The organism is Sphingomonas sp. DC4900 (genome assembly GCF_049896485.1).
Classification (GTDB): domain Bacteria; phylum Pseudomonadota; class Alphaproteobacteria; order Sphingomonadales; family Sphingomonadaceae; genus Sphingomonas; species Sphingomonas aquatilis.
In genome coordinates this window covers 28327-42074 of record NZ_JAFCUK010000013.1, presented here as the reverse complement: position 1 = coordinate 42074, position 13748 = coordinate 28327, and the positions used below count along the sequence as shown (strand labels likewise).

Genomic DNA, 13748 nt, shown 5'->3' with positions numbered 1-13748 from the left:
CGATGACTTGGAAGCAGGATCGTGGTGGTTCGCGCGTTGATCGGGTGATCGATGATTACCACCTCACTATCGGAGACGCTGGTTCCGACGTGGAACTTGGGCAAAGCGGCAAAATGAACATATCCTTCGGTCGGGGCGGCAGCGACGTGCTCACCGGCGGTGTGATCGATGACGCCTTTTGGGGCGGTCGTGGTGCCGATTTCCTGCTTGGCGGGAACGGCATGAACTATCTCGATGGGGGGGCGGGGAGCGATGTGCTGCTCGGGGGTGCAATGGACGACACGCTCAGAGGTGGGGACGAGCGCGACCTCCTCAGCGAAGGCGATGGCCATGGGGATATCGAAGGCGGCAAGGGTGACGACATCCTGATGGGCGGCCGCGGCGCCGACGCCTTCGTTGTCGACCGTGATAGCGGCAACGACATCATCTATGACTTCAAGCCTGGTCCCGGTATGTTCGACCACCTCGCGCTGCGCGACATCTCGCCTGAGGAGTTGCGCTTCGAGGAAACCGCCTTCGGAACCCGTGTGAGCTGGAATGAGGGTGCGAGTTCGGTGCTGCTGGTCGGCGTGGCCAAGAGCGAGCTGGCCCAGAACGACTTCATGTTCACCGACGATCGCTACCTTCTCCAACCCGCGGACGCGAGTGCGGACCGGTTGCAGGCCACCAGCTTCGCCAAAGAGGAAGGCGGCGACGTCTCGGCACCCGCAGCAACCGGCGCCACGGACCCGAGCGCAGCATACAGCTTTGACGACTTCGATGTGAAATACGGCTCCGCGCGGGCCGACACCTTCCAAGCCACGGGTGACCGCGACGTCTTTTTCGGCCTTGCCGGGGACGACAAGCTATTCGGCGGTGCCGGTGAGGATCACCTGGAGGGCGGCGCAGGGCGAGACGTGCTCGATGGCGGCGATGGTGGCGATATGCTCAAGGGGGGCGATGGCGCCGACAAGCTTTATGGCGGTGCCATGGCCGATGGCTTGATGGGTGAAGCCGGTAACGACACGATCTACGCGGGGGCCGGCCATGACATGATCGACGGTGGGACCGGCAACGATAGATTGAATGGCGGCGACGGAGCGGATGCTTTCGTTGTGCGCCCTGACAGTGGCAACGACATGATCTTCGGCGGTTTCGATGCCGGCCCGGGAGCGTTCGATCACATTGCGTTCGAAGACATTTTGCCGAACCAGGTAAGCGTCCAGGATCAAAGCAACGGTGTACTGGTGTCCTGGTCCACCGACACAGGCAAGGGATCGGTCCTGATCGAGGGCGTTTACGCGGCTGATATGTCGCAGGACGATTTCATGTTCAGCAGCGTCGAAGGGGGCGCGTTTGTGAACAATCCTGCGATTACGTACGCGGGCACGGATCTGCTCTTCATCTAAACGTTGTTAGGGGGCGGGATGCCGTTCCGCTTCCTTGGAATGTGGGGAGCCGGACAACTACCAGCTCCCCACTTGCCATTACCGATGGTCGGAACGGCAGATTTACATCTTCGCCCTGAGTTCGGCGAGGGATTTACGGTTCTCTGCTGCGGTCTTTCGTGCCTCAGCAAGCACCTTCGGATCCTTGGTATGATGCTGAATCAGCTCGGACATATCGATGGCGCCCTGGTGGTGCGCAGCCATGCTCTTCATCCAGGCCCGGCCGGGATCAGGGTCCATCATGCCCTGCATCATTCCCTGATTCATTTTTTGCATGACGCCCATCATCTCACGCCGGGTAGGAGTCATGTTCTGCATGTGGCTCATGTCCATGCCGGGCATGGAGTGCATGCTGCCGCCCTGTTGGGCGATTGCGACGCCGCCCGTCAGCGCGATCGCGGCTGCGGTTGCGGCCAATGTGAAGCGAGGGAGTTTCATGATAGTCCTTTCGGCTGGTAGCGCTGGTAGCGCTGGGACAACTCCGCCCAACTGGGATCGGTTTCCTATTCCCGCACCAAGCAAAAAACATTGGGAAACAGTGAGGGATGCGCCCGGGAGCCGCGTATTATAATGTCATTGCCCAATCAGACCGGCGAAGCGAGCATCTGCAAGCAACTGGGAGTAATCACAGGCTTGTTCTCCTGTCCGATAGTGCCCAGAGCTGTTGAGATAAACTGCTGTGCCGGTAAATTGGCTAACGAGGAAGTCGATTAATGCTTAAAAAGGCTGGCCTGATGGCCATAACAGTTCTCTCTCCGACGATGGCATCCGCTGCCGATATTGCCATGCACCGCGACCCAGGGTGCGGTTGCTGCGAGAAGTGGGCTGCGCAGGTGCGCCAGCAGTTCGGCCGGAAGGTTCAGATCATCGATGATGCGCGTCGCGATGTTTTCCAGCGCAAGATGGGCGTCCCTGCAGACCTCGCATCGTGCCACACGGCCATCATCGGCGGCATGGCCTTCGAGGGTCACGTTCCGATCGCCGACATGAAGCGCGCCCTGGCGACGCATCCAAAGGGCGTCACCGGCCTTGCGGTCGCCGGAATGCCGATGGGGTCACCGGGCATGAAGATGCCGGGCATGAAAGCGCAGCCCTATGACGTCGTTGCATTCGGCCCCGGCGGTAAGCGCGTCTTCGCGCGCCACGGCGGATAGTCGTTGACACCTCCAAGTTCGTGGCCGATGCTCCTAAGGTTGTGATGAGGCGCGTCTCCCTCTTTCTCCTCTTAGGAGCGCTTTTTGGCTTTCTCGGCCAACAGGCCGCGTATGCCGGAGGCCCTGCCTTCGCGCCAATGATGGAAGCGAGCCACACCATGCCGTCGGGCATAGGCTGCCCCGAGGCGCAGGAAATGCCGAAGGCGTCGCATGAGGCGCCTTGCAAAGGGCTGACGCTGGCCTGTATCGCTCAGATGGGATGTGTCATCCCGATGACGTTGCAGGATCGGCTGCCGCTAGTTACGCCACCTGCCACTGTCCCGCTCGCGCTCCATGCCGCGGCGGTCACGTTCTTGACCGGACGGGACGTGCCGCCAGAGCCAGAGCCTCCCACCGTCTGAGCTGACGAACCCGACCTAGCGCTCTCTTTCCGCCTCCGGGCGGCGAGAACCCGGTCACATATTCAGCTCGGAACGGAATTTGCTATGAACAAGATACTCGTGGCGGCTTTGTCCGCCGTTGTTGCTGTATCGTCGGCATCGGCTTCGGCTGCTACGCCGTCGCAGGGGGTCACGGGGCATTGGGAATGGCGCCCAGCACCCCAGTTCGGGCCACGCTCAACCCCGGGTCAGCGACGCGAATGGGTTGCCGACGCGGCACCCGAAACCGCGTGTGCATGCCCCACGATGAAGCACGCTCCCAAAGCCTGCATGTCGATGAAGGATGAGAAGGTCGGCTGAGCCCGCCCTCAATCCGGTTCTGAGGCGGAGCGCTCCCGTGCTCCGTCTCGGATCTTCCATTCGCGATTGAAAGAGCAACGATGCGTGCATCCATGATGCTGGCTACCGCCGCGCTATCGACGAGCGCCGCGCAGGCACAGACACTTACCTATGACCAAGCCTTACGTGAAGCGGCCGCTAATGCTCCCGGAGCGGTCGCCGAGCGCGCGGGGGTGACCGCCGCCCAAGCCGAGGCTCGTGCCGCCGGGAGCCTCCCAGACCCGCGTGTGTCGGTCGGGGTTGAGAATTATCCAGTCTCGGGCCCACCGGCCTTCTCGCTTTCGCGAGATAGCATGACGATGAAGAGGGTCGGCTTCCAGCAGGACCTTCCCAACCTCGCGAAGCGCCACGCCGCACAGGCGCAGGCGCGAGCAGCCGTCGAGACCGCGCAAGCTGCCCAGGCGACCAAGGTCCGCCAAATCCGGCTGGGTGCGGGTCAGGCGTGGATTGATCTCGCCTATGCCGCGCGACGGCTGACCGCACTCGACGGCATCATTCATTCGCTCCGTGCCCTGCCGGCGGTCGCGCGAACCGCCGTGGCATCAGGGACGGCGCGCCCAGCCCAGAGTCTAGGCATCGACCAAGCCATTGCCGGCTTGGAGGATCGGCGCGACGAGCTGGTGGCTGGGGTTGCGCGCGCGCGCGCGATGCTGGCCCGCTGGACCGGCGTACAGGCTCCGGAAACGGTTGGCGACGTGCCGGCCATCGATCTGGCGCCGGCACGGCTGCGCGCGGCGCTTGAACAGCATCCCGACATCGTTTCAGCCGATGCGGGCATCCGCCGGGCTGAAGCCGACGTGGATGCAGCGCGGGCCGAGAAGCGTCCGGACTGGGGCCTTGAAGTGGCGTATCAGCGCCGCGACCCACGCTACGGGGACATGATGTCGGCCGGGGTCACAATGAGCCTGCCGTTGTTCGCGCGCTCGCGCCAAGATCCCCGCATCGCTGCGCGTCAGTCCGCCCGAGCGCAAGCCGAGGCGGAACGCGAGGAAACGCGACGGACGCTGGCGGCCGACCTCGAAGCTGCTCTTGCGGACCATCAGATGCATCATAGCCAGTGGCAGCGGGCACAACGCGTGCTTCTACCGCTTGCGCGGGAACGGTCCGAGCTGGAGACCGCCAGCTATTCGGCCGGTCGGGCGAGCCTTACCGACGTCGTCGATGCCAAGGCATCGCTCGCGGACGCCGAGCTGACGGTGCTCGATCGGGAAGCCGAGGTCGCGTCCGATGCCATCCGCCTCACTATTGCTTTCGGGAGCGAGGATCGATGAGCGACACGACGATCAGCCGCACGCGCCTCGCAACGGCCGCGGCTGCGCTCGCCCTTGTGGCAGGCGGCATTGGCTTCGGCATCGCGCGGCTCGAACATACAGCCAGCGCGCCATCCGGGCAGACCCAGACCGATCAGCGCAAGATCCTCTACTGGTACGATCCAATGATCCCGGCCGAGCACCATGATGGTCCGGGGCTGTCGTCGATGGGGATGAAGCTGATCCCCCGCTATGCCGACGAGGGGGGCAGCGCGAACGTCGGGCCGGGCGTGACCATCGACCCGGGCAGCGTCCAGCGCCTTGGCGCTCGGATCGTGCCTGTCGAGCGCGGAACGCTCACCAACGCCGTAACCGTGACCGGCAGCATCGACTTCAATGAGCGCAACCTGGCGGTGATCCAGTCGCGCAGCGCCGCCTTCGTTCAGCGCGTCTATGCGCGTGCTCCCGGTGACGTGGTCCCCGCTGGGGCGCCTCTGGCGGATCTGCTTGTCCCCGAGTGGGCAGGTGCCCGTGCCGAATACGAGGCCGTCCGTCGCACGGGCGATGCTGCGCTGGCGCGCGCTGCGCGCCAGCGCATGGCGCTCCTCGGCATGACCGGCGCGTCGGGCGGGCGCACGACGATCCGCACGCCGATCGGCGGGGTCATCAAGACGCTGAATGTGCGGGAGGGGATGACCTTGACCATGGGGCAGACTCTCGCCGAGGTGAATGGGCTCGGGACGGTTTGGCTCAATGCGGCCGTGCCGGAAGCGACCATGGGCGGCGTGCGGGTCGGCACGCCAGTGGCCGCCACGCTTGTGGCTTTTCCAGGCGAAACCTTCGCGGGCCGCATCGCCGCAATTCTCCCCCAGGCGCAGACCGAAACCCGAACGCTCACTGTTCGCATCGAGCTTGCCAACAAGGGGGGCAGGCTCCGGCCCGGCATGTTCGCCAGCGTGAGGTTGGGCCAGGGAGCACGCGACAGGCTGCTGGTGCCGAGCGAAGCCGTGATCCGCACAGGTCGCAGAACCCTCGTCATGCTCGCCAACTCCGGCGGGCGGTTCCGACCCGCCGAGGTGCGAACCGGCGCCGAGGGCGGCGGGAAAACCGAAATCCTCGCCGGGCTCGCCGAAGGCGAGAAGGTGGTCGCGTCGGGTCAATTCCTGATCGATTCCGAGGCCAGCCTTGCAGGTCTCGAGGCGCGGCCGATTGGCGGTGACGCAACAGCGCGGCCGAAACCGCAATCAGCTCCTGCCGGTCAAGTTTACGAGACGGTCGGTCAGGTCGAGGCAATGGACGCCAGCTCGATCACTTTGTCGCATCAGCCGGTGCCGGCGATCGGGTGGCCGGCGATGACGATGACCTTCCGCGTTGCCGATCCCGCCCTGCTGCGCGGCTACAAGAAGGGAGACCGCGTCCGGTTCGGCTTCGATCAGCCCTCGGAAGGGCCGACGCTTCGCCGTATTGTGCAGGAGGGTAGCCGATGATCGCGGCGATCATCCGTTGGTCAGTTGCCAACCGCTTCCTTGTCGTGCTGGCTGTCATCGCGCTCGCGATCGCCGGTGTCGTCGCAATGCGGGCAACGCCCGTCGACGCCTTGCCCGATCTGTCGGACACACAGGTCATCATCCGGACGAGCTGGCCGGGTCAGGCGCCGCAGATCGTCGAGAACCAAGTCACCTACCCGCTGACGACCACCATGCTGTCCGTGCCTGGGACCAAGACCGTGCGGGGCTACTCCTTCTTCGGCGACAGCTACGTCTATGTGATCTTCGACGAGGGCACCGACCTGTATTGGGCGCGCTCCCGCGTGCTCGAATATCTGAGCCAGGTCCAAGGCCGGCTGCCACAAGGGGCACAAGCCGCGCTTGGTCCGGACGCTACCGGGGTTGGCTGGATCTACGAATATGCGCTGGTGGATCGCAGCGGCCGTCACGATCTGTCTCAGCTCCGGTCGCTGCAGGACTGGTTTCTGCGCTACGAACTGAAGACGCTCCCCGGCGTCGCTGAAGTGGCGAGCATCGGGGGCATGGTGAAGGAGTATCAGGTCCTTCTCGATCCGACCCGGCTTGCCGCGCTCGGCATCACTCACGCGCAGACGGTAGAAGCCATACGACGCGCCAACCAGGAAGCTGGTGGTTCGGTGCTCGAGATGGGTGGGGCCGAGTATATGGTCCGCGCATCGGGCTATCTCCGCACGCCCGACGATTTTCGCGCGATACCCCTCAAGGTTGCCGGAGCTGGCGTGCCCGTCACGTTGGGCGACGTCGCCACGGTCCAGGTCGGCCCCGAGATGCGCCGCGGGATCGCCGAGCTCGATGGCGAGGGCGAGGTCGCAGGAGGCGTAGTCGTCTTGCGTCAGGACAAGAACGCCCGCGAGACGATCGAGGCGGTCAGGACGAAGCTCGCGGAGTTGAGGCAGAGCCTCCCTCCCGGCGTGCAGATCGTCACCACCTACGACCGGTCGCAACTGATCGATCGCGCGGTGGAGAACCTGTCCGGCAAGCTCGTCGAGGAGTTCGTTGTCGTCGCCCTCGTTTGCGGGCTGTTCCTGTGGCACGTGCGATCGGCCCTGGTCGCGATCGTGACCTTGCCGCTGGGGGTGCTCGCCGCGTTGCTCGTCATGCGGGTTCAGGGGGTCAACGCCAACATCATGTCGCTGGGCGGCATCGCCATCGCGATCGGCGCGATGGTGGATGCGGCCATTGTCATGATCGAGAACGCGCATAAGCGGATCGAGCATTGGGAGCATGAGAACCCCGACCGAACGCTCGCCGGCGAGGAGCGGTGGCGGGTCATCACCGAAGCGGCTGCGGAAGTCGGTCCTGCGCTGTTCTTCAGCCTGGTCATCATCACGCTCTCGTTCGTGCCAGTCTTCACCTTAGAGGCACAGGAGGGACGGCTGTTCGCCCCACTCGCCTTCACCAAGAGCTATGCGATGGCGGCGGCCGCCATCCTGTCGGTCACGCTCGTCCCGGTGTTGATGGGCTGGCTCATCCGGGGGCGCATTCCCGCCGAGCAAGACAACGTCATCAATCGGGGCCTGACCCGCCTTTACCGCCCCGCCCTGGATCGGGTGATGGCGCGCCCTTGGGTGACGATCGCGATTGCCGCCGCAGTGCTGGCGACGACAGCGTGGCCCCTTTCCCGTCTCGGGGGCGAGTTCATCCCCTCGATGGATGAAGGCGACCTGCTTTATATGCCATCGGCGTTGCCCGGCCTCTCAGCCGCGAGCGCTTCCGAGCTGCTGCAGAGAACCGACCGGCTCATCAAAACGGTGCCGGAGGTCGCAACCGTCTTCGGAAAGGCCGGACGCGCCGAGACCGCGACAGACCCGGCGCCGTTGGAGATGTTCGAGACGACCATCCAGTTCAAGCCACGTAGCCAATGGCGGGCAGGAATGACCCCGGCGAAGCTCGTAGAGGAGCTGGACCGGACGGTACGCGTACCCGGCCTCACCAACGTCTGGGTGCCGCCCATCCGCAACCGGATCGACATGCTCGCGACCGGCATCAAAAGCCCGATCGGCGTGAAGGTGTCGGGCGCCGATCTCGCCGAGCTGGACCGGATTGCGGCCAACGTCGAGCGGATCGCCAAGACCGTCCCGGGCGTCAGTTCAGCCTTGGCGGAACGATTGACCGGGGGGCGCTATGTCGACGTGGATATCGATCGCGCGAGCGCCGCCCGGTACGGCCTCAACATCGCCGATGTGCAGGAGATCGTCTCAGGTGCGATCGGCGGGGAAACAATCGGGGAAACCGTCGAGGGTCTGGCGCGCTATCCGATCAGCGTCCGCTACCCGCGCGAGTTGCGCGACGGCCTTGAGGGACTGCGCACCCTCCCCATCGTCACCGCCACGGGTCAGCAGATCACGCTCGGCACCGTCGCTACAGTGTCGGTTGCCGAAGGGCCGCCGATGCTCAAGACCGAGAACGGTCGACCATCGACATGGGTCTACGTCGACGTCCGCGGCCGTGACCTGGCCTCCACCGTTGCCGATTTGCAGCGCGCCGTGGTGAAAGGGGTGCGGCTCAGCCCCGGCGTATCGATCGCCTATTCGGGGCAGTTCGAGTATCTCCAACGTGCCGAAAGCCGGCTGATGCTGGTCGTTCCGGCGACGCTCGCGATCATCTTCCTGCTGCTCTATATGACGTTCGGACGGCTCGACGAAGCGGCGCTCGTCATGGGCACCCTGCCCTTCGCCCTGACAGGCGGGATCTGGATCCTTTGGCTGCTCGGCTATGCGCAGTCAGTTGCGACTGGAGTGGGGTTTATCGCCCTGGCGGGTGTTTCCGCAGAGTTCGGCGTCGTGATGCTGATCTATCTGAAGCACGCCCTCGCCGAGCGCGGGCCGACGCCTTCTCGGGAACAGGTGGTCGAAGCCATTCGGGAGGGGGCGCTGTTGCGGGTTCGTCCCAAGGCGATGACGGTGGCGGTCATCATCGCGGGCCTGCTTCCCGTCCTCGTCGGGCACGGTGCCGGCTCCGAAGTCATGAGCCGTATTGCGGCGCCAATGATCGGCGGAATGCTGACTGCTCCCCTCCTCTCCATGTTCATCTTGCCTGCCGCCTACATGCTGTTGCGGCAACGAGGTCTCACCAGCGCTAAAAGGAGTGCATCATGAAAATGCCGTCTACGCTTCGGGCCGGTCTCGTCCTGCTCCTCACCCCCCTCACTGCGAACGCTATGGCCGCTCCAGCATCGCCCCCGGCTTCGGCCGCGAAGGTCGGCAAAGGCGTCGGTACGATCACGGCTCTCGACCCTCGCGGTGGCACCGTGACCATCAAGCACGGCCCGATCGGCGCAATCGGTTGGCCCGCAATGACGATGACCTTTCGTGCCTCGCCGCCTGCGCTGCTCAAGAACCTGCGGGCAGGGCAGCGGGTCGGCTTCACAGCAAAGGCACAGGGCATGAACGCTGAGGTGATAGCGATCACGCCGCAGTGATGCGGGATGGATTGCAGGTTTCCCGACGGCTGCCTTGAGCGGCAGCCGTCGGGAAGCTCAGTACGGCATCGAAAGAACGGCCGGGGCTGCCACCATCCACAGCGCCATCGCGACCATCATCACGTTCTCGGTCAGTGAAAGAAAGCCGAGAGGTACGTTGCTGTCCCCGCCGACGCAGGCGCACTTGAGTTCGCGCTTGTCGACATACACCGCCTTGATGACGGACACGGCGCCGATCGTTCCGATGACCAGTGCGATCGGGACCGAGAGCCAGGTCAGCACGCCCGCCGCCATGAGCACGCCCGCCGCACCTTCCGCGTAGGGGTAGACATAGGAATAAGGCACCCAGCGCTTGGCGAGCAGGTCGTAGTTGAGGAACATGCTCGAGAAGCTCTCCACATTCTGGAGCTTGAGCATGGCGAGTACGCACATCGAGAAGGCAATGAACCACTCGCCGGTGCGAACGGTGAACGGCGTGCCGAGCACGGCATAGCTGGCGGCGAGCGCCATCAGCGCCGTCATGGCGAACACCGCGATCACCGGTCGATAGGTGACGGCCTTAGGATCTCGCACCGCCTTGCCGAAGAAGCGACGCAGATCGTCATAGCCCCCTACCCGCTCGCCCCCGATGAAGGTCTGCGGTGTGGTCTTCACGCCGTGCTCTGCCTTGAACGCGTCGGTTTCCTCGCGAGTGCGCAGCCAGTGATCCTCGACCTCGTAACCTTGGCGGCGCAGCAGGTCCTTTGCCTTTACGCCATAAGGGCAGGTGTGTGCCGGCATCACCATCCGGTAGATCGTCGCTTTCTTGGGCGCCGCTGTCGCCATCTCACTTCTCCGTCCTGTTCGCGGAGCCTATATAGGTTCCGTACTATGGTACGGAGTCAAGGCATGTCATCGCTGACAATTGCGGGTCTCGCGCGTGAGGGGGACGTCGGTGTTGAGACCGTGCGCTACTACCAGCGCCGAGGCTTGCTCGACACGCCGGATCGGCGCGGGGGCTCTGGCTTGGCCGGGGGTATCCGGCGTTACGGGGTTGATGACGTGCGCCGCCTACGGTTCATCCGATCGGCGCAGGCAGCCGGGTTCACGCTGGAGCAGATCAGCGAATTGCTGGCCCTCGACGCCACTGACGATCGTGCGCGGGCGCGGGAGCTGGCGCGAGCGCAAATCGCCGCTCTCGACGTCCGGATCGAGGAGCTTGAGCGAGCGCGCGCGTCACTTCGCGAACTCGCGCGCGAGTGCGGAAGCGGCTCAGTCGGGCCGTGTCCGATCCTTACGGCGTTCGATCGTTCTTGAGGGTCAGCGCGCGATGGCGATGCTGGAGAGATCAGTCTGCGGATCCACGGGGATCCCTGCCTGCTTGCGCTCCGAGTAGCGGTCGACGAGCTGCGCTGCGTGGGGGCGCAAGAGGACGGTGAAACGCACCAGCTCCTCCATCACGTCCACGATGCGGTCGTAATAGCTCGACGGCTTCATGCGTCCTGCTTCGTCGAACTCCTTGTAGGCCATCGCAACCGAGGATTGGTTGGGGATGGTGAACATCCGCATCCAGCGGCCGAGCAGGCGGAGCGTGTTGACCGCGTTGAACGATTGCGATCCGCCCGACACCTGCATCACCGCTAGCGTGCGCCCCTGCGTCGGGCGCATTCCCTTCATCTCGAGCGGAAGATGATCGATCTGCGCCTTCATGATGCCGGTGATTTGGCCGTGTCGTTCCGGGCTGCACCAGACCTGGCCCTCCGACCACATAGAGAGCTCGCGCAATTCGTGGACGGCCGGATGATCGTCCCCCGCGATCTGATCGGGGAGCGGCAGAGTAGAAGGGTCGAAGATGCGCGTCTCAGCGCCGAATAGGCGCAGCAGGCGTGCCGCTTCCTCGGTTGCAAGGCGTGAGAACGAGCGCTCGCGCAAGCTGCCATAGAGCAGCAGAATGCGCGGGGGCGGCTCGGTCGGCCCCAGGCCTTCGGCAGGACGCGAGCGAATATAGGCTGGATCTAGCGCTGGCAGGATGTCGGGATCGGCGAGTGTGCGAAGCGGCATTAAAGGGCTTTCACGAGATAGGCCGCCGAAGCGGGGCAGAGCGAGGTGAACTCGCGCGAGGCGGCGATCGCCGGGGGCGCCGCGTGCCTATCGGAAGGCGCATAACCCATCGTGCTAAAGAACGGGGCCGCGGTCGTTGTCAGCAGGTGGAGCCGCTGTACGCCCAACTCACGCGCTTCCTGTTCAAGAGCCGCGATCAGTGCGCGGCCGATGCCGGCGCCGCGGCGATCCGCCAGGACTACGATGGAGCGAAGTAGACGATCGGCGCCCTCACCTTCCAAACCCCCATAGCCGACCAGGGTATCCGCATCGAACCGGAAGAAGACACGAGCAGGCTCCGTGAGATCGGCGCTCGGCAGGTTTGCATCCTCAAGGAACGACGCCAGTCCTGCCAGCTCGCTCGCTTCGAGACGTGTGACCGTCAGCGCCGTCACGCGATGTTGATCCTGATCGCGAGCGCTGCGAGCGTGATGAGCAACACCGGCACCGTCAGGGTGACACCGACCCGGAAGTAATAGCCCCATCCGATCCGCACGCCTTTCTGGCCGAGAACGTGAAGCCACAGAAGCGTCGCGAGCGATCCAATGGGCGTGAGCTTGGGACCGAGGTCGCAGCCGATCACGTTGGCGTAGATCATCGCCTCCTTGATCGCGCCCGTGGCATGGGCCGCATCGATCGACAGCGCGCCAACCAGCACGGTCGGCATATTGTTCATCACTGAGGAGAGGACGGCCGCGATCACGCCCGTTCCCAAGGCCGCACCCAAAACACCGCCTTGCGCCGTGCGATCGAGCAGCGCGGCTAGATGATCGGTCAGACCGGCGTTCCGCAGGCCATAGACCACCAGGTACATGCCGAGCGAGAAGATCACGACTTGCCACGGTGCACCGCGGAGCACCTTCCGCGTCTCGATCACGTGCCCGCGTCCGGCGATCACCAGCAACAGAACCGCGCCGGCAGAGGCAACGGCGCTGACCGGCACACCGAGCGGTTCGAGCAGGAAGAAGCCGGCGAGCAGCAGAGCGAGAACAATCCATCCGGCGCGGAAGGTCGCGGCGTCACGGACCGCTTCGCGGGGCGTGCGTAGCGCCCCCACATCGTAAGCTCCCGGTATATCACGCCGAAAGAACAGCAGCAGCGCGCCCAGCGTGGCGGCGATCGACACCAGATCGACCGGCACCATCACGGACGCATAGTCGCCAAAGCCGATGCCGAAGAAGTCGGCCGATACGATGTTGACGAGGTTCGACACGACCAGCGGCAGGCTGGCCGTGTCGGCGATGAACCCCGCCGCCATGACGAACGCTAGCGTCGCCTTGTCCTTGAAGCCGAGCGCCCGCAGCATGGCAATGACGATCGGGGTCAGGATCAGCGCCGCGCCGTCATTGGCAAACAGTGCGGACACCGCCGCGCCCAGCAGGACGATCATAACGAACAGTCGGCGACCACGCCCCCTGCCCCAGCGCGCGACATGCAGTGCCGCCCATTCGAAGAACCCGGCTTCATCCAGCAACAGGCTGATGACGATGATGGCGACAAACGCGGCCGTCGCGTTCCAGACGATGCCCCATACCACCGGCACGTCGGACAGGGTGACAACGCCCGCGAGCAGCGCCACGACGGCCCCACCCATCGCGCTCCACCCGATGCCGAGGCCCTTGGGTTGCCAAATGACGAGCGCGATCGTGGCGACGAAGATCAGGACGGCCAGGAGCATCAGGCGACGCGCTGGCCCGAAGCGTCCACTACTTGCTCACCGTCTTCCTTGGCGAACGCGGCAAGCTGGCCGCTCGGCAGCAGATCGAGGACGGCTTCGGAAGGGCGGCACAGCTTCACGCCGAGCGGCGAGACGACCAGGGGCCGGTTGATGAGGATCGGATGCGCCATCATCGCGTCCACCAACGCTTCGTCGGACAACGACGTGTCGCTCAGGCTCAGCTCTGCATAGGGCGTGCCCTTCTCGCGCAGCAGATCGCGGGGCGTAATGCCGGCGCGGTCGATCAGCTCGACCAGCAACGCGCGCGAGGGAGGCGTTTTCAGATACTCAATAACATGCGGCTCGATGCCGGCATTGCGGATCATGGCGAGGGCGTTGCGGGACGTGCCGCACTCGGGGTTGTGATAGATAACGATATCGACGGCCACGGGGCG

The 13748-nt window shown here is 64.7% G+C and carries 13 protein-coding genes; 7 read left to right on the top strand and 6 right to left on the bottom strand.

From position 1 onward, the window contains the following. Nucleotides 1-2 precede the first annotated feature (2 nt). Nucleotides 3-1388 carry a calcium-binding protein gene (locus ACP690_RS14095; RefSeq protein ID WP_181814887.1) on the top strand — a complete coding sequence of 462 codons (1386 nt, stop codon included), beginning with the start codon at nt 3-5 and terminating at the stop codon, nt 1386-1388. Between the two features lie 102 nt (nt 1389-1490). On the opposite strand, the gene ACP690_RS14090 is transcribed toward ACP690_RS14095, so the two are convergent. Next, nucleotides 1491-1865, bottom strand: coding sequence for a DUF305 domain-containing protein (locus ACP690_RS14090; RefSeq protein WP_114688979.1), 375 nt, complete (start codon nt 1863-1865; stop codon nt 1491-1493). 296 nt (nt 1866-2161) lie between these two features. On the opposite strand from ACP690_RS14090, the gene ACP690_RS14085 reads away from it, so the two are divergent. The 5 genes from ACP690_RS14085 to ACP690_RS14065 all read left to right on the top strand — a co-directional run bounded on the left by ACP690_RS14085 (nt 2162) and on the right by ACP690_RS14065 (nt 9557). Then, the gene (locus ACP690_RS14085; RefSeq protein ID WP_426261591.1) at nt 2162-2581 is read left to right on the top strand and encodes a DUF411 domain-containing protein; all 420 of its coding nucleotides are present in this window, start codon (nt 2162-2164) and stop codon (nt 2579-2581) included. Nucleotides 2582-3401: 820 nt separating this feature from the next. Then, complete coding sequence (locus tag ACP690_RS14080) at nt 3402-4631, top strand: TolC family protein (protein WP_114688976.1); 1230 nt, start codon at nt 3402-3404, stop codon at nt 4629-4631. Further along, on the top strand, nt 4628-6097 hold the full coding sequence (locus ACP690_RS14075) for an efflux RND transporter periplasmic adaptor subunit (RefSeq protein WP_114688975.1): 1470 nt from the start codon (nt 4628-4630) through the stop codon (nt 6095-6097). The genes ACP690_RS14080 and ACP690_RS14075 overlap by 4 nt, the downstream gene beginning before the upstream one ends. Beyond that, on the top strand, nt 6094-9234 hold the full coding sequence (locus ACP690_RS14070; protein WP_114688974.1) for an efflux RND transporter permease subunit: 3141 nt from the start codon (nt 6094-6096) through the stop codon (nt 9232-9234). Before ACP690_RS14075 ends, ACP690_RS14070 begins: the two co-directional genes overlap by 4 nt. Beyond that, complete coding sequence (locus tag ACP690_RS14065; RefSeq protein WP_114688973.1) at nt 9231-9557, top strand: copper-binding protein; 327 nt, start codon at nt 9231-9233, stop codon at nt 9555-9557. The genes ACP690_RS14070 and ACP690_RS14065 overlap by 4 nt, the downstream gene beginning before the upstream one ends. A 57-nt stretch (nt 9558-9614) precedes the next feature. On the opposite strand, the gene ACP690_RS14060 is transcribed toward ACP690_RS14065, so the two are convergent. Beyond that, the gene (locus ACP690_RS14060) at nt 9615-10382 is read right to left on the bottom strand and encodes a MauE/DoxX family redox-associated membrane protein (RefSeq protein WP_114688972.1); all 768 of its coding nucleotides are present in this window, start codon (nt 10380-10382) and stop codon (nt 9615-9617) included. A gap of 63 nt (nt 10383-10445) precedes the next feature. On the opposite strand from ACP690_RS14060, the gene ACP690_RS14055 reads away from it, so the two are divergent. Continuing rightward, a complete protein-coding gene (locus ACP690_RS14055) occupies nt 10446-10853 on the top strand; it encodes a MerR family DNA-binding protein (protein WP_114688971.1) in 408 nt (135 codons plus the stop codon). 3 nt (nt 10854-10856) lie between these two features. Here ACP690_RS14055 and arsH read toward each other — a convergent pair whose 3' ends face one another. The 4 genes from arsH to arsC are packed head-to-tail and all read right to left on the bottom strand — an operon-like array spanning nt 10857 to nt 13742. Further along, nucleotides 10857-11597 (bottom strand): arsenical resistance protein ArsH, encoded by a 741-nt coding sequence (gene arsH, locus ACP690_RS14050; protein WP_114688970.1) that lies wholly within the window; start codon nt 11595-11597, stop codon nt 10857-10859. Continuing rightward, entirely contained in the window at nt 11597-12031 is a 435-nt protein-coding gene (arsN2, locus tag ACP690_RS14045) for an arsenic resistance N-acetyltransferase ArsN2 (RefSeq protein WP_239017977.1), read from the bottom strand. The genes arsH and arsN2 overlap by 1 nt, the downstream gene beginning before the upstream one ends. Continuing rightward, nucleotides 12028-13314, bottom strand: coding sequence for an arsenic transporter (locus ACP690_RS14040; protein ID WP_114688969.1), 1287 nt, complete (start codon nt 13312-13314; stop codon nt 12028-12030). Before ACP690_RS14040 ends, arsN2 begins: the two co-directional genes overlap by 4 nt. Further along, nucleotides 13314-13742: an arsenate reductase (glutaredoxin) gene (arsC, locus tag ACP690_RS14035; RefSeq protein ID WP_114688968.1), complete on the bottom strand. Its 429-nt coding sequence runs from the start codon at nt 13740-13742 to the stop codon at nt 13314-13316. Before arsC ends, ACP690_RS14040 begins: the two co-directional genes overlap by 1 nt. Nucleotides 13743-13748: the final 6 nt, after the last annotated feature.

Bases quoted from the DNA above. Each gene is read 5' to 3' on its own strand.
- ACP690_RS14095 (WP_181814887.1), top strand. From the start codon at position 3: ATGACTTGGAAGCAGGATCGTGGTGGTTCGCGCGTTGATCGGGTGATC.
- arsH (WP_114688970.1), bottom strand. From the start codon at position 11,597: ATGCCGCTTCGCACACTCGCCGATCCCGACATCCTGCCAGCGCTAGAT.
- ACP690_RS14065 (WP_114688973.1), top strand. From the start codon at position 9,231: ATGAAAATGCCGTCTACGCTTCGGGCCGGTCTCGTCCTGCTCCTCACC.
- ACP690_RS14060 (WP_114688972.1), bottom strand. From the start codon at position 10,382: ATGGCGACAGCGGCGCCCAAGAAAGCGACGATCTACCGGATGGTGATG.
- ACP690_RS14080 (WP_114688976.1), top strand. From the start codon at position 3,402: ATGCGTGCATCCATGATGCTGGCTACCGCCGCGCTATCGACGAGCGCC.
- ACP690_RS14040 (WP_114688969.1), bottom strand. From the start codon at position 13,314: ATGCTCCTGGCCGTCCTGATCTTCGTCGCCACGATCGCGCTCGTCATT.
- ACP690_RS14075 (WP_114688975.1), top strand. From the start codon at position 4,628: ATGAGCGACACGACGATCAGCCGCACGCGCCTCGCAACGGCCGCGGCT.
- ACP690_RS14085 (WP_426261591.1), top strand. From the start codon at position 2,162: ATGGCCATAACAGTTCTCTCTCCGACGATGGCATCCGCTGCCGATATT.
- ACP690_RS14055 (WP_114688971.1), top strand. From the start codon at position 10,446: ATGTCATCGCTGACAATTGCGGGTCTCGCGCGTGAGGGGGACGTCGGT.
- ACP690_RS14070 (WP_114688974.1), top strand. From the start codon at position 6,094: ATGATCGCGGCGATCATCCGTTGGTCAGTTGCCAACCGCTTCCTTGTC.
- ACP690_RS14090 (WP_114688979.1), bottom strand. From the start codon at position 1,865: ATGAAACTCCCTCGCTTCACATTGGCCGCAACCGCAGCCGCGATCGCG.